This is a genomic window from Streptomyces sp. NRRL S-455, from assembly GCF_000717875.1.
GTDB lineage: Bacteria > Actinomycetota > Actinomycetes > Streptomycetales > Streptomycetaceae > Streptomyces.
In genome coordinates this window covers 95,470-118,193 of record NZ_JOCT01000015.1, presented here as the reverse complement: position 1 = coordinate 118,193, position 22,724 = coordinate 95,470, and the positions used below count along the sequence as shown (strand labels likewise).

The following is a 22,724-nucleotide window of genomic DNA, read 5'->3' as shown; positions in this document are numbered from 1 at the left end:
CGCTGTGCTGCCCGTGTGCTCGTGGTGCTCCCTCTCACCCAAGCAGGATGGTCACGTCGATGTTCCCGCGGGTCGCGTTGGAGTACGGGCAGACCTCGTGGGCCGCGTCCACCAGCCTGGTCGCGAGGTCGGGGTCGACGACCGGGAGGGAGACGCTCAGGGCGACCGCGAGGCCGTAGCCGCGCTGCTTGTTGGGGCCGATGCCGACCTTCGCGGAGACCGTGGAGCCGGTCAGGTCGTACCCCTCTCGGTTGCCGACGAGGATCAGGGCGTTGTGGAAGCAGGAGCTGTAGCCGGCCGCGAAGAGCTGTTCCGGGTTGGTGCCGTTGCCGTCGCCGCCCAGCTGCGGGGGCATCGCGACCTTGAGATCGAGTTGGCCGTCCTGGCTGGTGACATAGCCCTCGCGGCCGCCGTGGGCGGTGGCCTCGGCGACGTACATGATCTTCGTCGGGCGGGTGCCGACGGCGGGTCCGTCAGTCATGCGGTCCTCCCCCGTGAAACAAGTGCGCACAAACACATCGTGCACAAGGTACTGACCGGTAACCGACCTTTCACAGGCAGGGGGATGCAACCGGGGGTAACACCAGGGCGGCCAAGCCCTGCCTGCTCAGCGAGCCCGTTCCGCCGCCGACTCGGCCCGCTCCGCCAGCCGCCACAGCTCCTCGCGGAGCCGCGCGGCCTCCCCGCCGTCGAGCCCGGTCGCCGCGAGCAGCGTGCCGGGCACCCTCCCGGCCCGCTCCCGGAGCTCCTCCCCGCGTCCGGTCGGCGCCACGAGCACCGACCGCTCGTCCCGCGCTGACCTCTCGCGCCGTACGAGACCCGCCGCCTCCAGCCGCTTGAGCAGCGGCGACACCGTGCCGTAGTCGAGCCGCAGCGCGGCCGCCAGCTCCTTGACCGGGGTCTCGCCCCGCTCCCAGAGGACCAGCAGGACCAGGTACTGGGGGTAGGTGAGGCCCAGCTCGTCGAGGAGGGGGCGGTACGCGGACGTCACCGCGCGCTGGGCGGCGTACAGCGCGAAGCACAGCTGCTCGTCCAGCAGAGTTGAGGCCTCAGTCTCCTCGTCGGTCACGCGCCCATTGTTCACGGACGGGCCGGAGCGGCCGGCACGGAACGCGGATCAAAGCCGAACGGCAACTCCAGTCGGTGGGCGCTCATCAGCTCCTCGTCCGAGAGCAGGTCGCCGGTCGGGCCGTCCGCGGCGATCACGCCCTCGCTGAGGACCAGGGAGCGCGGGCACAGCTCCAGGGCGTAGGGCAGGTCGTGCGTGACCATCAGCACGGTCACGTCGAGGGAGCGGAGGATGTCGGCCAGTTCACGGCGGGAGGCCGGGTCCAGGTTGGAGGAGGGCTCGTCGAGGACGAGGATCTCCGGCTCCATCGCCAGGACGGTCGCTACGGCCACCCGGCGGCGCTGGCCGAAGGAGAGATGGTGCGGCGGGCGGTCCTTGAACTCCGCCATGCCGACCCGCTCCAGCGCCCGGTCCACGCGCTCCTCGAGCTCCGGCCCCTTCAGTCCGGCCGCCGCCGGCCCGAACGCCACGTCCTCCCGGACGGTCGGCATGAAGAGCTGGTCGTCCGGATCCTGGAAGACGATGCCGACCCGGCGCCGGATCTCGGCCATGTGCTGCCTTCCGACGGGCAGCCCGGCCACCCTCACCGAGCCGGTGCCGCCGGTCAGGATGCCGTTGAGGTGCAGCACGAGGGTCGTCTTCCCGGCGCCGTTCGGCCCGAGCAGCGCGACCCGCTCGCCGCGCGCGATGGAGAAGTCGACGCCGAACAGGGCCTGGTGCCCGTCGGGGTAGGCGAAGGCGAGGCCCGAGACCTCGAGGGAAGCAGTCACAGCGTCCATCCCAGCAGACACACGGCGAGCGCGGACACCGGGAGTGCGAGGGCGTACGACCACTGCGCCCGGGACGCGGTCACCTCGTCGATGACCGGCATCGAACCGGCGTACCCGCGGCTGACCATGGCCAGGTGCACGCGTTCGCCGCGCTCGTAGGAGCGGATGAACAGGGCGCCCGCGGACTTGGCGAGCACGCCCCAGTGCTTCACGCCCCTCGCCTCGAAGCCGCGCGACTCCCGGGCGATCCGCATGCGCCGCATCTCGTCCGTGATGACGTCGCCGTAGCGGATCATGAAGGACGCGATCTGTACGAGCAGGGGCGGGAGCCTCAGGCGCTGGAGGCCGAGCAGCAGCTCACGGAGTTCGGTGGTGGCGGCCAGCAGGACGGAGGACGCGACGCCCAGTGTGCCCTTGGCGAGGACGTTCCAGGCGCCCCACAGGCCGTTCACGCTCAGGGACATGCCGAGGACGTCGACCCGCTCGCCCTCCGCCACGAACGGCATCAGCACCGCGAACGCGACGAACGGCACCTCGATCAGCAGCCGTCCGAGCAGGAACCCGGCTGGCACGCGCGCGACGTACGCCACGACCGCCAGCAGCACCGCGTACAGCCCGAACGCCCACATCGCCTCGCGGGGCGTCGACACCACGACCACCACGAAGGCGAACACGGCGGCGAGTTTGGTGTGCGGCGGCAGGGCGTGCACGGGTGAGTGCCCGTGCCGGTAGAGCTTGTGCGCGTGCCCGGCTCCCATGTCAGACGCCCGAGGTGCTCGACGTGCCGGTCGTGCTGGAGGTGCCCGACGTGCTCCCTATGGTGCTCGTCGTCTCCGACGGGGACGTGTCGTCCGAGCGGCGGCGGCGCACGGCCCAGAACACACCGGTGCCCGCGACGACCGTGACCCCGACGCCGATGACGCCCGCCAGACCCCCGGACAGGCGGGCGTCGTCGATGTCCTTGACGCCGTAGTCGGCGAGCGGGGAGCCGGCCACGGCGTGCTCCTCGGCCTTCTTGTCGATGCCGTGGTCGCCGGCGACCTTCTCCAGGCCGTCCGGGGCGGCGGAGGCGTAGAAGCTGACGAAACCGGCCAGGACGAGGGAGGTGACCAGGCCCGCGGCCCAGACCTTGCGGTGCGAGGCCCGGGCGGCCACGGGGGCGGGCTCGGGTTCCGCGTCGGGCGCGTCGACGAGTTCGCCGTTCACCCGCAGCTTGAGCTTCTGTGTCAGGCCGCGGGCTCCGTACACCAGGTCCGGGCGTACGGCGATGACCGCGCCGACGGTCAGTGAGGTGATCACGGCCTCGCCGATGCCGATGAGTAGATGCACGCCGACCATGGCGGTGGCGACCTTGCCGATCGGTACGTCGGTGGTGCCGCCGACGGCGTACATCAGGGTGAAGGCGAGGGCGGAGGCCGGGACGGAGATCAGAGCCGCGGCGAAGGAGGCGGCGGTGACCGAGCGGCGGGTGCGCGGCAGCAGCTTCACCAGACCGCGGAAGAGGGCGTAGGCGACGACCACGGTGACGATCGCCATGTTGGTGATGTTCACGCCGAGCGCGGTCAGGCCGCCGTCCGCGAAGAGGATTCCCTGCATGAGCAGGACGACAGAGACGCACAGGACCCCGGTGAAGGGTCCGACGAGTATCGCGGCGAGCGCGCCGCCGAGCAGGTGGCCACTGGTCCCCGCCGCGACGGGGAAGTTCAGCATCTGCACGGCGAAGATGAACGCCGCCACCAGCCCGGCCAGCGGGGCGGTGCGCTCGTCGAGTTCGCGGCGTGCGCCGCGCAGGCTCACGGCGACGGCGCCCGCGGCGATCACGCCGGTGGCGGCGGAGGTGGGCGCGTTGATGAATCCGTCAGGTACATGCACCGTTCGATGATGTGGCTTGATGCGAACGATATGCAAGAGCGGGTCGCTCGTTTTATCTCACCCGTGATATGTCCGGCCCGAATACCGCAATCCAGAAAATATGCGACATTGGAGAGGGCGTGGACGCACAGTTTCCACGCTGATGGCGCACGGTGAAGGGGCCGTCCGATGTCCGTAGTCGAGCAGTACGCCCGAGCCCACGTCGTCACGGACGTTGCCGTCCCGCTGGTCGACGAGCTGGAGGCGATCCCCGTCACGCTGCGGTACGACCCCGAGCGGGATCCCCGCTCGGTGCGCATCGGTCTGCCCGGGGCCGGGGCGCGCGAGTGGACCTTCGACCGCGAGCTGCTGGAGGAGGGGCTGCGATTTCCCACCGGCAGCGGCGAGGTGCGGGTGTGGCCCTGCGGGCGGGTGCAGGCCGTCGTGGAGTTCCACTCCCCGGAGGGCGTGCTGGTGGTGCAGTTCGAGCGGCAGGCACTGCTGCGGTTCCTGCGGCGGACGTACATGGCCGCCGCGGAACCGGTGACGCACTGAGGGGGCCTGAGCCCCCTGGTCAGCCGCCCGCCTTCAGCAGCGCCGCGACGATCGGCCCGGCCGTCGAGCCGCCGTGGCCGCCCTGCTGGACCACGCCCGCGGCGGCCAGGTCGCCGCGGTAGGCCGTGAACCAGCCGTTCGGCTTCTTCTGGCCGTCGACCTCGGCGGAACCGGTCTTCGCGCCGACGTCACCGCTGACCCCGGCCATCGCCTCGGCGGCCGTGCCGGCGGCGGCCGTGTACGACATCAGTTCCCGCATCTGGGACAGGGTGCCCGCCGACATGGTGCGCGAGGCCGTCGCGAGCTTGCGCCCGTCCACGTCCGGGGAGACCAGGTACGGCTGGTGGAAGGTGCCGGACTTGACCGTCGCCGACACCGACGCCATGTTCAGCGGGTTCATCCGGACCCCGCCCTGCCCGATCAGCGAGGCGCCCATCTGGGCCGCCGACTGCACCGGCACCGCGCCGTCGAACGACGGCACCCCGATCGCCCAGTTGTTCAGGCCGAGGCCGTAGACCTGCTGGGCATGCTTGGTCAGGTCGTCGTCCTTGAGTTTCGGCGCCTGGCTGATGAAGGCCGTGTTGCAGGAGCGGGCGAAGCTCGCCTTGAAGGTGCCGTCCTTGATCTCGAACTTGTCGAGGTTCTGGAACTTCCAGTGCCCGTACGTGAAGTACTTCGGGCACGGGTGCTTCTTGTCCGCCGACGCCAGGCCCTTCTCGAGCAGCATCGACGCCGTGATCACCTTCATCGTGGAGCCGGGGGCGAGGGAGCCCTGGAGGGCGGTGTTGAAGCCGGGCGAGGCGTTGGCGGCGGCCAGGATCTCGCCGGTCGAGACCCGCACCACGGCCACCGACGACCGGGCCTTCTTCGCGACCTGCTGCTCGGCGGCGGCCTGCAGGCCAGGGTCGAGGGTGGTCTTCACCGTGCCGGGCGTGCCCTCGCTCAGCTCCAGCAGGGTCTTGTCGGACAGGTCCTTCGCCTTGGCGGCTTTCCCGCGCACGACCCGGAGCTCGATGCCGGCCTTGCCGCCGGCCTCCTTGCCGTACTTCTCGCGCAGCCCGTCCAGGACCGGGCCGAGCGAGGCGTACTTCTGCTTGGTCAGTTCGCCGCCGTCCCGGTCGAGGGCCTTGACCGGGGGCGTGCCCGCCTCGCCGGTGACCAGCGTGTCGCCGTCCTTCAGGTCCGGGTGGACGACGGCGGAGTGCCAGTCGACCAGCGGCTTTCCGTCGCTGGTGCGGCGGACGATGGTCAGCGCGCTGTTGTACGCCAGCGGCTTCTCGGTGTCCTTGTACGACACCGTGGCCTTGACGGTGAACGGCACCTTGTCACCCGTCGGCTTGCCCGGGGTGAGGGTGACGTCCTTGATGCGGGCGTCCTTGGTGTAGCCGGTGAGCAGCCGCTTCGCCGCGGCCGAGTCGTCGGTGGCCGCGGCGGCCTGCGGGACCTTCCCCGACTGCCAGGCGGTGAGGAAGGTGCGCGCGGTGGTGGTGACCTCGGCCGGCGACAGCGGCCCGGTCTTCACCTCGGGCTTCTGGTCGGCGGACGCGGCCCGGGAACCGTCGTCGGCCGTCGCGCCGCCGCCGGTCAGCGCGTAGGCGCCGAAGCCGGCGCCGACGACGACCACGGCGATCACCCCGCCGATCAGGACGGGCTTCGTGTTCCGTCGCTCGGCGACGCGCCTTCTGTTGCCCACTGCTGTTCTTTCCTCCGCGAATCTCCAGGGTCCCCGTTGCCCTCAGGGCCTGTTCCTGCCTCCCGGTACAGGCCCCAGCCGTCCCAACGACGGCCACCACCCTAGAGTCCCTTCCGGCCCGGGTGAGATCAGCCACCCGTTCGTAGCACGGCTGCGACAATCGGACCGGCCGCGTCGCCGCCGTGCCCGCCTTCCTCGGTCATGGCCGCCGCGGCGATGTCGCCCCGGAACCCGGTGAACCAGCTGTTGGACTTGGCGTTGCCGTCGACCTCGGCGGACCCGGTCTTGGCGCCGACGTCACCGCCGAGTCCCCGCATGGCCTCCACGGCGGTGCCCTGGGTGGCGGTGAGCCGCATCATCTGCTTCAGCTGGGCGGCGGTGCCCGCCTTCAGGCCCTCGGCCCGGGCGAGCTGCCGGTCGTCCAGTTCCGGCGAGACGAGGTAGGGCTGGCGGAAGGCGCCGGTGATCGCGGTCGCGGTCACCGAGGCCATGTTCAGCGGGCTCATCTGGACCTGGCCCTGCCCGATGGCGCCCGCCGCCCGGTCCGGGCCGCCGACGGCGGGGACGCTGCCGTCGAAGGAGACGACGCCGGTCTTCCAGTTGTCCTGCCCGAGCCCGAATCGCTCCTCGGCCTCCTGGGTCAGCGAGGTGTCCGTGAGCGGCTTCTCGTCGATGAGCTTGATGAAGGCGGTGTTGCAGGACCGCATGAAGCTGTTGGCGAGCGTGGCGTTCTCGTTGGGCTTCATGCCCGTCAGGTTCTTGAACGTCTGGCTCTGCCACACGGCGGTGTCCGGGCAGGGCGCCGGGTCGTTCATCGAGGTCACGCCGTTGTCGATCAGCATCGCGGCGGTGATGATCTTCATGGTGGAGCCGGGGGCGGCCTGGCCCTCGAAGGCCGCGTTGAAGCCGTCCGTACGGTTGTTCGCCACGGCCAGCACCTCGCCGGTGCTCGGCTTGACGGCCACCACCGACGACTGGGCGAACCGCTTGACCGCCTTCTCGGCCGCCGTCTGAGCGCTCGGGCTGATGGTCGTCTCGAGCTTGCCCGCCTTGCCCTCGGCGAGGGTCAGCAGCGGGGTGTCGGGGGCGTTCCCCGCGGTGTGCCGGATGACGAGCTCGATGCCGGGCGTGCCGCCGGCCTTCTCGCCGTACTTCTCCCGCAGCGCGTCCAGGACCGGGCCGAGGGAGGGGTACTTCTCCTTCGTGAGCACCGAGCCGTCGCGGCCGACGGCCTCGATGGGAGGGCTGGCCGACTGCTCCGTGACGAGCGTGTCGTCCTTCTTCAGCCCGGGGTGCACGACGGAGGGCTGCCAGTCGATCAGCGCCCGACCGGTGGTGAGACCGCGCACGACCGTCAGCTCGCTCTTGTAGCCGATCGGCTCCGACTTCCCGCCGTAGGCGACCTTCGCCTTCACCGTGTACGGCACGGTCGTTCCGTTCGCCGCGCCCGGCGTGATCTTCACGTCGGTGATGTGCGCGTCGTCGGCGAACGCGGACAGCAGCGCGTCGGCGGCCGCGTCGTTGTTCGTGTACGACGCCGCCTTCCCGGGCGCGCCCTCCTCCCAGGCCGCGAAGAACTTGGCCGTGGTCTCCTTGACCTCGTCCTCGCCGGGCGGCCCCGACTTCTTCTCCGCGGCCACCCCGCTCGTGCCCCCGTCGCCGCTCAACGCGCTCACGATGTTGTAGGCCCCGTACCCGGCCCCGCCGACCATCACCGCGAACACGCCGCCTATGACGGCGGCCTTGACCCCCTTGCCCATCGGTCGGCCCCTCCCCGTTGAGCTCTCCGCGCTCCCTTGAACGCGTTCAGAAAGCTCGATCCCCGGAGCACTCTATGCGCAAGCGGTTACCACCGGGACGGGCGTTTCGATTTTTGACCGAACACAGATCACACCCATGTGTCCAGCCACATCCGCGCCCGCCAGTCGTCGATCGGGATGGCCTGACCGGTGTACAGCGGCCAGAAATAGATGAAGTTCCAGCTGATCAGCAGGACCAGGACACCCGCTGCCGTGGCGCCCACGACGCGGCGGGTGTCGGAGGAACGCGGCGGGCCGATGATCGCGCCGAGGAGCATCGCCACCGCCAGGCACAGGAACGGCAGAAAGACGATGGCGTAGAAGAAGAAGATCGTCCGCTCCTGGTACATGAACCAGGGCAGATAGCCGGCCGCGATGCCGCAGGCGATGGCGCCCGCCCGCCAGTCGCGGCGGAACAGCCAGCGCCACAGGACGTAGAGGACCGCGAAGCAGGCGACCCACCACAGCAGCGGCGTGCCGAGGGCGAGGACCTCGCTGGCGCACTTCTCGCCCGCGTCCGCCGGGCAGCCCTTCCGGCCGGGCGCCGGGGACTCGTAGAAGTAGGACACCGGGCGGCCCAGGACCAGCCAGCTCCACGGGTTGGACTGGTACGTGTGCGGTGAGGACAGGCCGACGTGGAACTCGTACACCTGGTGCTCGTAGTGCCACAGGCTGCGCAGCCAGTCGGGCAGGAAGGTCCAGTCGCCGCCCTTGCCGGCGGTCGCCGCCCAGTTGCGGAAGTAGCCGCCGGAGCCGTCCGTGGAGGAGAGGATCCAGCCGGTCCAGGAGAGGACGTAGGTGACGATCGCGACCGGGACCGTGGCGAGGAACGCCAGACCCGTGTCCCGCTTGAGCACCGCCGCGTAAGGGTGCCGGGCACCGGCGACCCGGCGTGAGCCGACGTCCCACAGGACCGTCATCAGGCAGAACGCGGCCAGGATGTAGAGGCCGTTCCACTTCGTGGCGAAGGCCAGACCCAGCATCAGGCCCGCCGCCCAGCGCCAGGGGCGCAGGCCCAGACGGGCCGTCTCGGCGATGTGCCGGTCGGGACGGACCCGGCCGTCCGCGTCCACCGGGAGCGCCGCGGCGAGTATCCCCCGGGTCCTGTCCCGGTCGATCAGCAGACAGCCGAACGCGGCCAGCACGAAGAACATCAGCACGCCGTCGAGCAGCGCCGTGCGGCTCATGACGAAGTGCAGGCCGTCCACCGCCATCAGCGCGCCCGCAAGACAGCCCAGGAAGGTGGAGCGGAACAGCCGCCGGCCGATCCGGCACAGCAGCAGCACGGAGAGCGTGCCGAGCAGCGCCGTCATGAACCGCCAGCCGAACGGATCGAAGCCGAACAGCAGCTCGCCGAGCCCGATGACGTACTTGCCGACCGGCGGGTGCACGACGTACGCCGCTTCCGCCGGGATGGGGACGTCCCCGCCGGACGAGAGGACCAGATCGTTGGCCTTCTTGTCCCAGTTGACTTCGAAACCGCGGTGGACGAGCGCCCACGCGTCCTTCGCGTAGTACGTCTCGTCGAATATCACCGCCTTCGGGTTGCCCAGGTTCCAGAACCGCAGGACGCCCGCCAGCAGCGTGACCAGCAGCGGGCCGATCCAGCCCGACCAGCGCACCAGCCGCGCCGCGAGCGTGTGCGGGATGCCGAGCGCCGCCCACAGGCGCGGGCCGGGCTCGGTGTACGGCGGCACCAGGCGGGCACGCACGTCACCGGCGTCGCTTCTGGGCTGCCCCTGGTAGCCGAAGCGGCGCAGCCGCTGCTGCCAGGGCGGCCGCCGCTCGTGCGTCGCCTGGCCCTGCCGGGTGTCCGTCGAGGACGCGGTACTGGTCACCGCGCCATCGTAGGGAACCGTTCTGTGTGAGTCCCGTGCATGGCCGGTATGCGTCCGCATCCTCCGCCCCTGGGAGGAGTCCGGGCGCTGTGCCCCTGGGAGGATGGGGGCGTGACCGGAACCCTCGTACTCGCAGGCACCCCCATCGGCGACATCTCCGACGCCCCGCCCCGGCTCGCCGAGGAACTGGCCGGAGCCGACCTCGTCGCCGCCGAGGACACGCGCCGGCTGCGGCGGCTGACCCAGGCGCTGGGCGTCACGCCCAAGGGGCGGGTGGTGTCCTACTTCGAGGGCAACGAGTCCGCCCGTACGCCGGAACTGGTCGAGGAACTGGTGGGCGGCGCGCGTGTGCTGCTCGTCACGGACGCCGGGATGCCGTCCGTGTCCGACCCCGGGTACCGGCTGGTGGCGGCCGCGGTCGAGAGGGACGTGCGGGTGACCGCCGTGCCCGGGCCGTCCGCCGTGCTCACCGCGCTCGCGTTGTCGGGGCTGCCCGTCGACCGGTTCTGCTTCGAGGGGTTCCTGCCCCGCAAGGCCGGGGAGCGGCTCGGGCGGCTGCGGGAGGTGGCCGGTGAGCGGCGCACACTCGTGTACTTCGAGGCCCCGCACCGGCTCGACGACACGCTCGCGGCCATGGCCGAGGTGTTCGGGGCGGAGCGGCGGGCCGCGGTGTGCCGGGAGCTGACCAAGACGTACGAGGAGGTCCGGCGGGGCGGGCTGGCCGAGCTCGCCGCGTGGGCCGCGGACGGTGTGCGCGGGGAGATCACCGTCGTGGTGGAGGGGGCGCCGGAGCCAGGGGCCGAGGATGTCGGGCCCGAGGAACTGGTGCGTCGGGTCCGGGTGCGGGAGGAGGCGGGGGAGCGGCGCAAGGAAGCCATCGCCGCGGTCGCGCAGGAGGCCGGGGTGCCCAAGAGGGTCGTGTTCGACGCGGTGGTCGCCGCGAAGAACGCCGGCTGACACGAGGGGCGCGAACACCCCTCTGAGCAGGGCGCATGTCGGATGAGCGTGCGCCCCATGGGTGGGCAAAGCAGGAGGGGGCCCGGGGCAAGGAACACCCAAATCGGCGCCAACAGTCGAGCAGGTCTGCTGCCGTGCGGCCGGCTGAGGAGTCCACTGGGTCGCGGGGACGGAATCGTCCTCACGCCACAGCGGAACAGGAGCTGGCATGAGTGAGATCGCAGGGCTGACCGGGCTCCGCGCCGGTGCGAACGCCGTCGTTCACGAGTCGTACTCCTTCGCCTGCATGCGCTGCGGGCACGGCTGGGAGCAGTCGTACGAGATAGAGCACCACATAGACGCCGCGGGGCACGAGTTCGTCCTCTATGTCGCGGACGGCAAGGTCGTGCCCTCCCCACTGAGCAAGCCCACGTGCCACAACTGCGACGGTCACCTCGTGCGGATCATGCGGCCCGGGCGGGTGGCGTCGGCGCGGGACGCTGCGCACCGGCCGCAGCGGGTGCCGCCGCCCGCCGGGCCGGTGGAGGCCCCGACGGCAGAGGCGGAGACCGGGCAGGAGCGGCGCGAGCACCACCACTGGCACCTGTCCGACCTGCTCCACCCCTTCCAGCGCAAGGCGAGCTGACCCGTCCGGCTCCCCTTGTCGACGCCCTCCCCGGCCCTCCCCCCATCGGGGAGGGCGTCGCCCTTTCGGGGGACCGGGCTTTCGTAGGATCGGGGCATGCCTTCCAACGACTCCGACAAGCACGCCGCGCCCCCGCTCCCGGAACCCCTCCGGGTGCCGGTCGCCGACTCCCACACCCACCTGGACATGCAGTCCGGAACGGTCGAGGAGGCGCTGGCGAAGGCGGCGTCGGTCGGAGTGACCACGGTCGTGCAGGTCGGCTGCGACCTGAAGGGGTCCCGGTGGGCCGCCGAGACGGCGGCGGCGTACGAGGCCGTCCACGCGACGGTCGCCCTGCACCCGAACGAGGCCCCGCGCATCGTCCACGGCGACCCGGACGGCTGGTCCCGGCAGGGCGCGCGCGAACCGGGCGGCCGGGCCGCACTGGACGACGCGCTCGCCGAGATCGACCGGCTGGCCGCGCTGGAGCAGGTCAAGGGCGTCGGTGAGACGGGCCTGGACTACTTCCGCACCGGGCCCGAGGGCAAGGACGCGCAGGAGATGTCCTTCCGCGCCCACATCGAGATCGCCAAGCGGCACGGCAAGGCCCTGGTCATCCACGACCGCGAGGCCCACGCGGATGTCCTGCGCGTCCTGAAGGAGGAGGGCGCCCCCGAGCGGACCGTCTTCCACTGCTACTCCGGCGACGCCGAGATGGCGGAGATCTGCGCGAGCGCCGGCTACTTCATGTCCTTCGCCGGCAACGTCACCTTCAAGAACGCCCAGAACCTGCGGGACGCGGTGGCGGTGGCCCCACTGGAGCTGCTCCTCGTCGAGACGGACGCGCCCTTCCTCACACCGGCGCCGTACCGCGGGCGCCCCAACGCCCCGTACCTCGTGCCGCTCACCGTGCGGGCCATGGCCGACGTGCGCGGTGCCGACGAGGACACCCTGGCGACCGCCCTCGCCGCGAACACGGCGCGCGCCTTCGGCTACTGACCTTCGGCCGACCCCTCCGACCCCACCGCACGACTGTGCGTAGTCGCGTCGCTTTGGAGAGTGACGACCGCTCCGCTAGGTTCTGGGGGCCTGATCCGGACCCCTCTGGACCCCCTCCGGCCCCTGGAGCGCGTCGGCGTGAGCAACCCGCACTACGAGACGTACGAGACGTACGGTCCGGCCTTCCCCGACCCGGTGTACGGCGGTCACCACGTGCCGCCGGCCCACCCGCACCACGCCGAGACCTTCGGCTACGGCGGACCCGGCCTCCACGAGGACACCTACCGGCCCGCCTACGAGGTGTCGCCCCTGCCCGGCCATGCCCGGCCAGGAGCCCCCGAGCCGCGCAGGGACCCGCGTCCGGACCTCCGTATGGATCCGCGTCCGGACCTCCGTATGGAGCCACGTCCGGACCTCCGTATGGATCCGCGTCCGGACCTCCGTATGGAGCCACGTCCGGACCTCCGTATGGAGCCGCGTCCGGAGCCACGTCCCGGATCACGCGCCGAAGCGCGTGCCGAGGCGCGTGCCGGATCGCGCACTGGGGCTCGTACCGGCTCCCACCGCAGGTCCGCACGCCGGCGCAGAACTCGGTACGTCGAGCGCCCGGGCGACGGCTCCATCCGCCGGCTGCTTCCCCAGGCCCTGGTCGTCGCCTTCCTGGCGGGCGGCACCACGGCGTTCGTCGCCAAGGACAAGGCGATCGAGCTGAGCGTGGACGGCAAGGCCCGCACGCTGCACACCTTCGCCGACGACGTCACCGAGCTGCTGGCCGAGGAAGGCGTCGAGGTCGGCGCCCACGACGTGGTCGCGCCCGGACCGGACGAGAAGATCGCCAGTGGCGACGAGGTCGCCGTGCGCTACGCCCGGCCCGTACGGCTGACCCTCGACGGCCACCGGCGTGTGGTGTGGACGACGGCGCGCACGGTGGCCGGGGCGCTCAGACAACTGGGGGTGCGCCAGGAGGGCGCGTACGTCTCCGCCTCGCGTTCCCGGCGGATCGGCCGTGAGGGCCTCGCGCTGGACGTGCGGACCGAGCGCACGGTCACCGTCATGGCGGACGGCCGGGCCCGCACCGTCCGCACCAACGCGGCGACCGTGCGGGACGCGGTCGAGGAGGCCGGCATCACCCTGCGCGGCCAGGACACCACGTCGGTCCCGCAGGGAAGCTTCCCGCGCGACGGGCAGACCGTCACGGTGCTGCGGATCACCGGCGGCAAGGAGGTCCGCGACGAGCCGATCCCGTTCCAGGTACAGCGGACCGAGGACCCGACCCTGTTCCGCGGCACGGAGGTCGTCGAACAGGCGGGAGAGCCCGGCCTGCGCCGCGTGACCTACTCCGTGCGCACCGTCAACGGCGTCAGGCAGAAGCCGCGCCGCATCAGCTCCGAGATGGTGCGCGCACCCCGCCCGCAGCTGGTGAAGGTCGGCACCCAACCGCGACCGGCCTCCGTGCAGGGCGCCGACCACCTCGACTGGCAGGGCCTCGCCGCCTGCGAGTCCGGCGGCCGCCCCGACGCGGTCGACTCCTCGGGCACCTACGGCGGCCTGTACCAGTTCGACACCCGGACCTGGCAGGACCTCGGCGGCCGGGGCCGCCCGCAGGACGCCCCGGCGGCGGAACAGACGTACCGCGCGAAGAAGCTGTACGTGCGACGGGGCGCGAGCCCGTGGCCGCACTGCGGCAGCCGCTTGCGAGGCTGACAGCAGAACTGCTGACCTCCGCCGCCTAGCTGCGGGCACCCACCCCGCCCAGCTGTGGGCAGTCGTGCCGCTGGGGCGATGGGGGTCCCCCCTGCTCGAGCGAAGCCGAGAGCTTGGGGGAGGGTGGGCGCAGCGGCACCCCGCGAAGCCGGGCTGCGCAACGCCCCGCCCTCACCCCCGTCCCCGAGCACCAGGAAACTCACCCGGCGAAACCCCCCGTACCCTTGTCCCCGTGACCAGCCCCACCCCCGACGCCCTCCTCGGCCCCGCCGACGTCCGCGAACTGGCGGCAGCCCTCGGCGTACGCCCCACCAAGCAACGCGGCCAGAACTTCGTGATCGACGCGAACACCGTCCGCCGCATCGTCCGCACCGCACAGGTCCGCCCCGACGACGTCGTCGTCGAGGTCGGCCCGGGGCTCGGGTCCCTCACCCTCGCGCTGCTGGAGGTCGCCGACCGCGTCACCGCCGTCGAGATCGACGACGTGCTCGCCGCCGCACTGCCCGCGACCATCACGGCCCGCATGCCCGAGCGCGCCGACCGCTTCGCCCTCGTGCACTCCGACGCCATGCACGTGGCCGAACTGCCGGGCCCCGCCCCGACCGCGCTGGTCGCCAACCTCCCTTACAACGTGGCCGTCCCGGTGCTGCTGCACATGCTCGACACCTTCCCGACCATCGAGCGCACCCTCGTCATGGTCCAGGCGGAGGTCGCCGACCGGCTCGCCGCCCCGCCCGGCTCGAAGGTGTACGGCGTCCCCTCCGTGAAGGCCAACTGGTACGCCGAGGTCAAGCGGGCCGGCGCCATCGGCCGGAACGTCTTCTGGCCGGCGCCCAACGTCGACAGCGGACTGGTCTCCCTGGTCCGCCGGACCGAGCCGCTGAAGACGACGGCCTCGAAGACCGAGGTGTTCGCGGTGGTCGACGCGGCGTTCGCCCAGCGCCGCAAGACGCTGCGGGCCGCGCTCGCCGGCTGGGCCGGGTCCGCCGCCGCCGCCGAGGCGGCCCTGGTCGCCGCCGGGGTCTCCCCGCAGGCCCGGGGAGAGTCGCTGACCGTGGAAGAGTTCGCGCGTATCGCCGAGCACAAGGCGAACCGGCACGAGGAGAAGGAGCCCGCGTGAGCGTCACGGTCCGCGTCCCCGCCAAGGTCAACGTCCAGCTGGCGGTGGGCGCCGCCCGCCCGGACGGCTTCCACCCCCTCGCCAACGTCTTCCTCGCCGTCGGCCTCCACGACGAGGTCACCGTCACCCCGGCCGACGAACTCCGCGTCACCTGTGAGGGCCCTGACGCCGACCAGGTCCCCCTGGACCGTACGAACCTGGCCGCACGGGCGGCCGAGGCGCTCGCCGAGCGATACGGCCGTACGCCCGGCGTCCACATCCACATCGCAAAGGACATCCCCGTCGCCGGCGGCATGGCGGGCGGCAGCGCCGACGGCGCCGGCGCCCTGGTGGCCTGCGACGCGCTGTGGAAGACCGGTGCCTCCCGCGAGGAACTCCTCGACATCTGTGCCGAGTTGGGCAGTGACGTGCCGTTCAGCCTGGTCGGCGGGGCGGCCCTCGGCATCGGGCGGGGCGAGCAGCTGACGCCCCTGGAGGTCGGCGGCACCTTCCACTGGGTGTTCGCGATGGCCGGCCGAGGTCTGTCCACCCCGGCCGTGTTCCGAGAGTTCGACCGGCTCGGCGAGGGCACGGACATCCCGGAGCCCGTCGCCTCCCAGGAACTCCTCGCCGCCCTCGCCAAGGGCGACCCGGACGCGCTTGCCGCCGCCGTCTCCAACGACCTCCAGCCCGCCGCCCTCTCCCTCTTCCCGGAACTCGCCGGGACCCTCGCCACCGGCCGCGCCGCCGGCGCCCTCACCGCCCTGGTCTCCGGCTCCGGCCCGACCACGGCGTTCCTCGTCCGCGACCCGGAGTCGGCGGCGGCGGTGGCACAGGCACTGGTGGCCTCCGGCACCTGCCGCACGGTCCGCACGGCCTCCGGCCCGGCAGCGGGGGCGACGGTACTCGGGGCGTAGCGACCTGCCCCGGCCAGGTCATGCACGACCTTGTCGCCGAGGTCCGCGCGCGGCCCGCTGACCTGCCGGGGGATCGGCCACCGAACAGCGGCCATTACGCTGGGAGGCTGATCGATCCCCCCTGGGTAGGAGAGCAATGGCCGTCAACCTGGTCAATGTCGAGAACGTCAGCAAGGTGTACGGCACCCGCGCCCTGCTCGACGGCGTCTCCCTCGGCGTCTCCGAGGGGGATCGCATCGGCGTCGTCGGCCGTAACGGCGACGGCAAGACCACGCTGATCCGGATGCTCGCCAAGCAGGAGGACGCCGACACCGGGCGCGTCACGCACTCCGGCGGACTGCGCCTCGGCGTGCTCACCCAGCACGACTCCCTCGACCCGGAGGCCACCGTCCGCCACGAGGTCATCGGCGACATGGCCGACCACGAGTGGGCGGGCGACGCCAAGGTCAGGGACGTGCTGACCGGCCTCTTCGGCGGGCTCGACCTGCCGGGGTTCCCCAAGGGGCTCGACACCGTCATCGGGCCGCTGTCCGGCGGTGAGCGGCGCCGTATCGCGCTCGCCAAGCTGCTCATCGAGGAGCAGGACCTGCTCGTCCTCGACGAGCCCACCAACCACCTCGACGTCGAGGGCATCGCCTGGCTCGCCCGGCATCTGCAGAACCGCCGCTCGGCCCTCGTCTGCGTCACCCACGACCGCTGGTTCCTGGACCAGGTGTGCACCCGCATGTGGGACGTCCAGCGCGGCACGGTCTACGAGTACGAGGGCGGCTACTCCGACTACGTCTTCGCCCGGGCCGAGCGCGAGCGCATCGCCGCCACCGAGGAGGCCAAGCGGCAGAACCTGGTCCGCAAGGAGCTGGCCTGGCTGCGCCGCGGAGCGCCCGCCCGTACGTCCAAGCCGCGCTTCCGCGTCGAGGCCGCCAACGAGCTCATCAAGGACGTACCGCCGCCCCGGGACAGCAGCGAACTGATGAAGTTCGCGTCCTCGCGGCTCGGCAAGACCGTCTTCGACCTGGAGGACATCACCGTCCAGGCGGGCCCCAAGGTCCTCCTCAAGCACGTCACCTGGCAGCTCGGGCCGGGCGACCGGATCGGTCTTGTCGGCGTCAACGGCGCCGGGAAGACGTCCCTGTTGCGGGCCATGGCCGAGGCCGCCCGGACCGACGGCGAGGCACAGCCCGTCGGCGGGCGCGTCCGCGTCGGCAAGACCGTGAAGCTGGCCTACCTCTCCCAGGAGGTCGCCGAACTCGACGCGAGCACGCGCGTGCTGGAGGCCGTGCAGCAGGTGCGCGAACGCGTCGACCTCGGCAAGGGGCGCGAGATGACCGCCGGTCAGCTGTGCGAGATGTTCGGCTTCGGCAAGGAGAAGCAGTGGACGCCGGTCGGTGACCTGTCCGGCGGTGAGCGGCGCCGGCTGCAGCTGCTGCGGCTGCTCATGGACGAGCCCAACGTCCTCTTCCTCGACGAGCCCACCAACGACCTCGACATCGAGACGCTGACCCAGCTGGAGGACGTCCTCGACGGCTGGCCAGGCTCCATGATCGTCATCTCCCACGACCGGTTCTTCGTCGAGCGCACCACCGACCGGGTGTTCGCCCTGCTCGGCGACGGCACCCTGCGGATGCTGCCGCGCGGTATCGACGAGTACCTGGAGCGCAGGCAGCGTATGGAGGAGGCCGCGGCCGCCTCGGCCCCCGCCGCAGCCCAGCAGCAGACCGCCGCCCCGGAGAAGAGCGCCGCCGACCAGCGCGCCGCCAAGAAGGAACTGCAGAAGATCGAGCGGCAGCTCGACAAGGTCTCCGAGCGGGAGGCCAAGCTGCACACCCAGATCGCCGAGAACGCAACGGACTTCGCGAAGGTCGCCGAACTCGACGCCGAGCTGCGCGAGTTGGCCGGTCAGCGCGAGGAGTTGGAGATGCGGTGGCTGGAACTCGCCGAGGACGCGTGAAGGGCGCGTGAAGGCGCATAACGAGGGCGTCACGGGCCGGTCCTCCCTTGGGAACAGGGGTGATCGGCCCGTTGCGCTGTCGGAACGTGGTGATACAAAGAGTCGTCTTAGAACTTTATGAAACGACTCTGAGTGCGTCTCGTACCTCAGGGCATGGCTAAAAATCAGTGATCGAACGGGGGAACCGCTGATGACCCAGCCGCCCGGTCAGCCGCCGCACGGTGGCTTCGGCGCACCGCAGGACCAGCCGCCGCACGGTGGTGGTTTCGGAGCACCGCAGACCCCGCCACCGCCGCAGGGCCCGCCCCAGACCCCGCCGCCCCCGCAGGGCCCGCCGCAGCCCGGGTACGGCTACCCGCAGCAGCCCGGGCCGTACGGGCAGCCGGGACAGCCGGGTCCGTACAACTCCGGCCCGTACGCCCAGCCGCAGCAGCCCGGCCCCTATGGCCAGCCGCAGCAGCCGGGCCCGTACGGGCAGCCCGGGTACGGCTACCCGTCGCAGCCGCAGTACCCGGGCGCGCCCGGCACCCCGCCGGGGGGCGGCTCGGGCAACCCCTTCAAGGGCAAGCCCGCCCTGATCATCGGCGCGGCCGTCGCCGCACTGCTCGTCGTCGGGGGCACCGTGTGGGCGGTCACCGGCGACGAGGGCGGCAAGGGCAGGAAGAAGCCGGTCGCCCGGCAGAGCGACGACGGCAAGCCGGGCACCGCCGACCCGGTCGGCCCTGGTGACGGCGACGGTGGCGCGGACCCGGAGAGCCTCAACGAGGGCCGCCAGGCCGGCGAGGCCAAGGTCCTCTGGTACAAGGACGCGCCCGACGCGCCCGGCTCCGGCGCCGAGGCCCCCGGCATGTGGATCACCGACAAGACCGCGGTGAAGGCGGCGTACAAGCAGCTCGTCGGCTACAACGCCGGTGACGGCAAGCCGGCCTGGGACCCGATCGCCTTCCCGCAGAAGATCTGCGCGACGACCCCGCGGCAGACCTCCGACGGCAAGATCGTCGTCGCGTACATGAGCGGAAGCAGCAGCCGCGCCAAGTGCAACCAGCTGCAGGAGATCGACCTCGACACCGGCGACAAGGGCTGGAAGCAGGAGGTCGCCGACGGCGCCCTGTTCGACTCCTCGCTCTCCGTCGAACTGTCCGTCACCGGCAAGACGCTGATGGTGGGCCGCTCCCAGTCCGGCACGGCGTACGACATCACCGACGGCGACAAGCTCTTCGACAAGAAGCGCTACGGCGAGTCCTGCTTCCCCGCCGCGTTCGCCGGCGGCGAGAAGCTGATCGCGGTCTCCTCCTGCGGCGTCGGCACCGACGACGAGCACGACGAGGTGCAGCAGCTCAACCCGCGCACCGGCAAGGTCGAGTGGACCCAGAAGTTCGACAAGGGCTGGCGGGTCGCGCGCACCTACTCGGTGAGTCCGCTGGTCGTCTACAGCACCAACAAGGACAAGAAGGCCTGGAACATCTCCACCTTCACCTCCGGCGGCAAGTTCAAGTCGCAGGTCGGCTTCGACGAGGACTTCGCCCCCGAGTGCGGCTGGGCCGTCCTCGAGCGCGACCTCCAGGGCTGCCGCGGCGTCGCCGCCGACGACACCACGCTCTACCTGCCGACCGAGGCGACCACCGGCGCCAACGAGATCGTCGCGGTCAACCTCGCCGACGGCAAGGAGAAGTGGCGCGTGAAGTCCCCGGCCGACGAGTCGATGCTGCCGATGAAGGTCGAGGGCGACAAGCTCATCGCCTACGTCCAGCCCTCGTACGACGCGGGCGGCCAGGTCGTGTCCATTCCGACCGGCGGCGGCAGCCACAAGCCGGTCAAGCTGCTGCAGAACCCGCAGGGCGCGGCGGACATCGAGAACGGCTTCTTCTCCAAGGACGTCGACTGGGTCGACGGGCGCTTCTACATCTCGACGACCCGACTGAGCGGAAACGACGCCACGAAGGAGAAGTTGATGCTCGCCTACGGCAAGTGACGCTTCCTCCTCCCTCCCCTCCCTCTCCTCCTGCTCGGCCGTCGCCGCCCGTTCCCCTTCTCGAGGTGCTCACGCCATGACCCAGCCGCCTCCTCCGCCTCCTCAGCAGCCCCCATCCGGGGGAGGCTTCGGGCCGCCCCCGGACCAGCCCCCGCAGGCCCCGCCCGCGGGCGGACCGAACCTGGCCAAGGCCCCGGAGCCGGGGTACGGCTACCCGCAGGCCGCTCCGCAGGCCGCTCCACAGCCCCCTCAGCCTCCACAGGCTCCGGCCGGTTACGGCTACCCGGGTCAGCAACCCAGTCCCTACGGTCAGCAGCCCGGTCCGTACGGTCAGCAGCCCGGTCCGTACGGTCAACAGCCGGGGCCCTACGGTCAGCCCGGTCCCTACGGGCAGCAGCCCGGGTACGGCTATCCGCAGCCGGCCATGCCGCTCCATCCGCAGCCCGGACACCCCGGACAGCCCGGCGGCGGCAAGAAGTTCAACGCGCAGGTGGCCATCATCGTCTCCGCGGTCGTGGCGATCGCCCTGATCATCGGCGGCGGTGTCTGGTACTCCTCCAAGGGCGACGGCAAGAAGGACGACACCGCCGGTTCCAGCGGCGGCACCGGCGGCACGGACGACGGCAGCGACGGCACCGGCGGCACCACCTCCGGCAAGGAGAAGGCACCGGCCGACCCCGCCTCCAAGGTCCTCTTCCAGGTCCCGGCGCCCGAGGTGAAGAACGACAGCACGGTCGTCGTCGCCGGCTCGTGGCTCACCGACAAGGCGTACGTCAAGAGCGGCGTCGCCGAGATCAACGGTTACGACCGCGACAAGGGCTCCAGGCTGTGGACGATCAAGCTGCCCGGCCCGGTCTGCCAGGCCAGCCGCCACGTCACCGACGACGGCCTGACGGCGGTCCTCCACCAGCCCGCGATGCCCACCAAGGCCGACCCCTCGCACGGGTGCAGCCAGGTCGCTCTGCTCGACCTGGACGAGGGCACGAAGCTCTGGACCAGGACCGCCAAGACCGGTGACCGGCCGATCAGCTTCGACAACGTGACGATCAGCGGTGGCACCGTCGCCGTCGGCAGCCTCAGGGGCGGCGCGGCCTACGACGTCTCGGGCAAGCTCCTGTGGAGCCCGAAGCCCAACGATTCCTGCTTCGACGCCGGGTACGGCGGCGGCGAGAAGCTCGTCGCGGTGCGCAAGTGCGGTTCGTACCAGCAGCGGCAGCTGCACATCCAGACCATCGACCCGAAGTCCGGGAAGGTGATCTCGGAGTACAAGATGGCGCAGGGCATCGAGTACGCGAGCATCGTGTCGACCAACCCGCTCGTCGTGGCCGCCGACGTCGGTGACTCCGCGGGCGACGGCAGCGGCATCTCGGACTTCTTCTCCATCGACAACAGGACCGGAAAGCTGCGCACGCGCATTGCAGCGCCGGGCGAGCAGTTCGCGGCCCGCTGCGAGGGCATCACCCGCATCGAGTACTGCAACCAGCTGGCCGTCGGCAACGACCGGCTGTACATCCCGACCGAGGAGCACAGCGGCGACCGCAGGTACAAGCGGACCAACGAGATCGTCGCCTTCGACCTCGCCACCGGCAAGCAGACCGGGCAGCGGGCGGACGCGGGTGACGGCTACCGGATCTCGCCGCTGCGCATGGACGGCGGGAATCTGATCGCGTACAAGCGGCCGCCGTACGACAAGGGCGGACAGATCGTGAGCATCGACGGGGGCAGCTTCAAGCAGACGAAACTGCTGGAGAACCCGTCGACGGTCACCGTGCGCAGGGTGGAGACCAGCATGTCGCCGGACTATTCCGAGCTCCTGTTCGCCGACGGGCACCTGTTCATGTCCAAGGTGTTCGCCAGCAACCGGGCCGGCAGTACGACCGAGAAGCAGTACTTGGCGGTGGGCTTCGGCACGAGCTGATCGATCGATGACTGCTCGCTGATCGAATGGGTGCCGGTACGGCCCCGTCCCTGAACAGGGTCGGGGCCGTCCGCGTACGGCTCGGTCAACCTCCCGTGAGAGGAATTCCGATGATCGGGGCGATTCTCGCCGGTAGGGGAGCGCAACGTCGAACAAGCGTGTAGCTTCCGGGGGCATGAAGGCGGGAGCCGGGGGGGCTTCCATCTGGGGGTCTGGGGTGACTGGGGGGTTGCTCGATGGGAGTGCGGCTCATGGTGGTCGACGACCACCGTTTGCTGGCCGAGGCGTTGGCCTCGGCATTGAAGCTGCGGGGGCACCGGGTGCTGGCCGCGGCGGCGCCGGCCGCCGGGGCGGCGGAGCTGGTGATCACACGGGCGCCGGAGGTGTGCCTGCTGGGGACGGCCACACCGGCTGAGCCGGGCATCTTCGACCCGGTGGTCCGGATCAAGCAGGAGCGTCCGCAAGTGGCCGTGCTGGTCCTGGGACCGGTACCCAGCCCGCGCGGTATCGCGGCGGCGTTCGCGGCGGGAGCGTCGGGCTACGTCCGGCACGATGAGCGCATAGAGGGAGTCGAGCGGGCGATCATGAAGGCCCGTGCCGGAGAGGCGGCGGTGGCGCCGCAACTGCTCCAGGGCGCGTTCAGCGAGCTGCTCAACCCCGCGGCCCAACCGGACGACGAGGGCCAGCGGTTGCTCCAGATGCTCACACCGAGGGAGGTGGAGGTCCTGGTCCGGGTGGCCGACGGCGAGGACACTCGCCTGATCGCGGCGGGCATGGGCATCGCCCCGTCGACGGCCCGCACGCACGTCCAGCGGGTCTTGATGAAACTCGGCGTCGGCTCGCGCCTGGAGGCGGCGGCGCTGGCCGCGCGGACGGGCTTGCTGGACCGGGCGGGCCCGGTGACCCGGGACCGGGGGCCGGAGGCCTGACCGACGGTAGGCCAACCGCATGCGGTAGGCGGGTTCTGGCCGATCTCAGTCCCGCGCGGCACCCGGATCCACTGTGTGTTCACGAGAAGCGCACAGTAAACC

The 22,724-nt window shown here is 71.4% G+C and carries 19 protein-coding genes; 11 read left to right on the top strand and 8 right to left on the bottom strand.

Annotated elements, in window-relative coordinates; translation table 11 throughout:
• Positions 1-34: 34 nt before the first annotated feature.
• The 5 genes from IE97_RS0121100 to IE97_RS0121080 form a co-directional block, all read right to left on the bottom strand.
• Positions 35-481, bottom strand: coding sequence for an organic hydroperoxide resistance protein (locus tag IE97_RS0121100; RefSeq protein ID WP_030242856.1), 447 nt, complete (start codon positions 479-481; stop codon positions 35-37).
• A 126-nt stretch (positions 482-607) separates the two neighbouring features.
• The gene (locus IE97_RS0121095; RefSeq protein WP_030242852.1) at positions 608-1,069 is read right to left on the bottom strand and encodes a MarR family winged helix-turn-helix transcriptional regulator; all 462 of its coding nucleotides are present in this window, start codon (positions 1,067-1,069) and stop codon (positions 608-610) included.
• Positions 1,070-1,080: 11 nt separating this feature from the next.
• The gene (locus IE97_RS0121090) at positions 1,081-1,848 is read right to left on the bottom strand and encodes an energy-coupling factor ABC transporter ATP-binding protein (RefSeq protein WP_063752208.1); all 768 of its coding nucleotides are present in this window, start codon (positions 1,846-1,848) and stop codon (positions 1,081-1,083) included.
• On the bottom strand, positions 1,836-2,597 hold the full coding sequence (cbiQ, locus tag IE97_RS0121085; protein WP_030242848.1) for a cobalt ECF transporter T component CbiQ: 762 nt from the start codon (positions 2,595-2,597) through the stop codon (positions 1,836-1,838). The genes IE97_RS0121090 and cbiQ overlap by 13 nt, the downstream gene beginning before the upstream one ends.
• Before the next feature lies 1 nt (position 2,598).
• Positions 2,599-3,711 carry an energy-coupling factor ABC transporter permease gene (locus IE97_RS0121080; protein WP_037844553.1) on the bottom strand — a complete coding sequence of 371 codons (1,113 nt, stop codon included), beginning with the start codon at positions 3,709-3,711 and terminating at the stop codon, positions 2,599-2,601.
• A 168-nt stretch (positions 3,712-3,879) separates the two neighbouring features.
• Here IE97_RS0121080 and IE97_RS0121075 point away from each other — a divergent pair, with 168 nt between their 5' ends.
• Positions 3,880-4,245 (top strand): SsgA family sporulation/cell division regulator, encoded by a 366-nt coding sequence (locus IE97_RS0121075; RefSeq protein WP_030242843.1) that lies wholly within the window; start codon positions 3,880-3,882, stop codon positions 4,243-4,245.
• Positions 4,246-4,264: 19 nt separating this feature from the next.
• On the opposite strand, the gene IE97_RS0121070 is transcribed toward IE97_RS0121075, so the two are convergent.
• From IE97_RS0121070 to IE97_RS0121060, 3 genes are all read right to left on the bottom strand, one after another.
• Positions 4,265-5,938, bottom strand: coding sequence for a penicillin-binding transpeptidase domain-containing protein (locus IE97_RS0121070; protein ID WP_030242841.1), 1,674 nt, complete (start codon positions 5,936-5,938; stop codon positions 4,265-4,267).
• Positions 5,939-6,066: 128 nt separating this feature from the next.
• Positions 6,067-7,698, bottom strand: a complete 1,632-nt coding sequence (locus IE97_RS0121065; RefSeq protein WP_030242839.1) for a penicillin-binding transpeptidase domain-containing protein — start codon at positions 7,696-7,698, stop codon at positions 6,067-6,069.
• Positions 7,699-7,826: 128 nt separating this feature from the next.
• Positions 7,827-9,575: a dolichyl-phosphate-mannose--protein mannosyltransferase gene (locus IE97_RS0121060; protein ID WP_030242837.1), complete on the bottom strand. Its 1,749-nt coding sequence runs from the start codon at positions 9,573-9,575 to the stop codon at positions 7,827-7,829.
• A 111-nt stretch (positions 9,576-9,686) separates the two neighbouring features.
• Between IE97_RS0121060 and rsmI the strand changes: the two genes are divergently transcribed.
• From rsmI to IE97_RS0121010, 10 genes are all read left to right on the top strand, one after another.
• On the top strand, positions 9,687-10,532 hold the full coding sequence (gene rsmI / locus IE97_RS0121055) for a 16S rRNA (cytidine(1402)-2'-O)-methyltransferase (protein ID WP_030242835.1): 846 nt from the start codon (positions 9,687-9,689) through the stop codon (positions 10,530-10,532).
• A 208-nt stretch (positions 10,533-10,740) separates the two neighbouring features.
• The gene (locus IE97_RS0121050; RefSeq protein ID WP_030242833.1) at positions 10,741-11,157 is read left to right on the top strand and encodes a hypothetical protein; all 417 of its coding nucleotides are present in this window, start codon (positions 10,741-10,743) and stop codon (positions 11,155-11,157) included.
• 96 nt (positions 11,158-11,253) lie between these two features.
• Positions 11,254-12,135 carry a TatD family hydrolase gene (locus IE97_RS0121045; RefSeq protein WP_030242829.1) on the top strand — a complete coding sequence of 294 codons (882 nt, stop codon included), beginning with the start codon at positions 11,254-11,256 and terminating at the stop codon, positions 12,133-12,135.
• Positions 12,136-12,273: 138 nt separating this feature from the next.
• Positions 12,274-13,839: a ubiquitin-like domain-containing protein gene (locus IE97_RS0121040; protein ID WP_030242826.1), complete on the top strand. Its 1,566-nt coding sequence runs from the start codon at positions 12,274-12,276 to the stop codon at positions 13,837-13,839.
• Positions 13,840-14,071: 232 nt separating this feature from the next.
• The gene (gene rsmA / locus IE97_RS0121035; protein ID WP_030242823.1) at positions 14,072-14,959 is read left to right on the top strand and encodes a 16S rRNA (adenine(1518)-N(6)/adenine(1519)-N(6))-dimethyltransferase RsmA; all 888 of its coding nucleotides are present in this window, start codon (positions 14,072-14,074) and stop codon (positions 14,957-14,959) included.
• On the top strand, positions 14,956-15,855 hold the full coding sequence (locus tag IE97_RS0121030; protein WP_030242820.1) for a 4-(cytidine 5'-diphospho)-2-C-methyl-D-erythritol kinase: 900 nt from the start codon (positions 14,956-14,958) through the stop codon (positions 15,853-15,855). The genes rsmA and IE97_RS0121030 overlap by 4 nt, the downstream gene beginning before the upstream one ends.
• A gap of 136 nt (positions 15,856-15,991) precedes the next feature.
• The gene (locus IE97_RS0121025) at positions 15,992-17,803 is read left to right on the top strand and encodes an ABC-F family ATP-binding cassette domain-containing protein (protein WP_030242818.1); all 1,812 of its coding nucleotides are present in this window, start codon (positions 15,992-15,994) and stop codon (positions 17,801-17,803) included.
• A 190-nt stretch (positions 17,804-17,993) separates the two neighbouring features.
• A complete protein-coding gene (locus IE97_RS0121020; RefSeq protein ID WP_030242814.1) occupies positions 17,994-19,775 on the top strand; it encodes a PQQ-binding-like beta-propeller repeat protein in 1,782 nt (593 codons plus the stop codon).
• Between the two features lie 76 nt (positions 19,776-19,851).
• The gene (locus IE97_RS0121015; protein ID WP_078603326.1) at positions 19,852-21,693 is read left to right on the top strand and encodes a PQQ-binding-like beta-propeller repeat protein; all 1,842 of its coding nucleotides are present in this window, start codon (positions 19,852-19,854) and stop codon (positions 21,691-21,693) included.
• 236 nt (positions 21,694-21,929) lie between these two features.
• Positions 21,930-22,622: a helix-turn-helix transcriptional regulator gene (locus tag IE97_RS0121010; protein WP_030242808.1), complete on the top strand. Its 693-nt coding sequence runs from the start codon at positions 21,930-21,932 to the stop codon at positions 22,620-22,622.
• Positions 22,623-22,724 lie beyond the last annotated feature (102 nt).

Bases quoted from the DNA above. Each gene is read 5' to 3' on its own strand.
- cbiQ (WP_030242848.1), bottom strand. From the start codon at position 2,597: ATGGGAGCCGGGCACGCGCACAAGCTCTACCGGCACGGGCACTCACCC.
- IE97_RS0121075 (WP_030242843.1), top strand. From the start codon at position 3,880: ATGTCCGTAGTCGAGCAGTACGCCCGAGCCCACGTCGTCACGGACGTT.
- IE97_RS0121100 (WP_030242856.1), bottom strand. From the start codon at position 481: ATGACTGACGGACCCGCCGTCGGCACCCGCCCGACGAAGATCATGTAC.
- IE97_RS0121010 (WP_030242808.1), top strand. From the start codon at position 21,930: ATGGGAGTGCGGCTCATGGTGGTCGACGACCACCGTTTGCTGGCCGAG.
- IE97_RS0121050 (WP_030242833.1), top strand. From the start codon at position 10,741: ATGAGTGAGATCGCAGGGCTGACCGGGCTCCGCGCCGGTGCGAACGCC.
- IE97_RS0121015 (WP_078603326.1), top strand. From the start codon at position 19,852: ATGACCCAGCCGCCTCCTCCGCCTCCTCAGCAGCCCCCATCCGGGGGA.
- IE97_RS0121090 (WP_063752208.1), bottom strand. From the start codon at position 1,848: ATGGACGCTGTGACTGCTTCCCTCGAGGTCTCGGGCCTCGCCTTCGCC.
- IE97_RS0121065 (WP_030242839.1), bottom strand. From the start codon at position 7,698: ATGGGCAAGGGGGTCAAGGCCGCCGTCATAGGCGGCGTGTTCGCGGTG.
- IE97_RS0121020 (WP_030242814.1), top strand. From the start codon at position 17,994: ATGACCCAGCCGCCCGGTCAGCCGCCGCACGGTGGCTTCGGCGCACCG.
- IE97_RS0121045 (WP_030242829.1), top strand. From the start codon at position 11,254: ATGCCTTCCAACGACTCCGACAAGCACGCCGCGCCCCCGCTCCCGGAA.
- IE97_RS0121025 (WP_030242818.1), top strand. From the start codon at position 15,992: ATGGCCGTCAACCTGGTCAATGTCGAGAACGTCAGCAAGGTGTACGGC.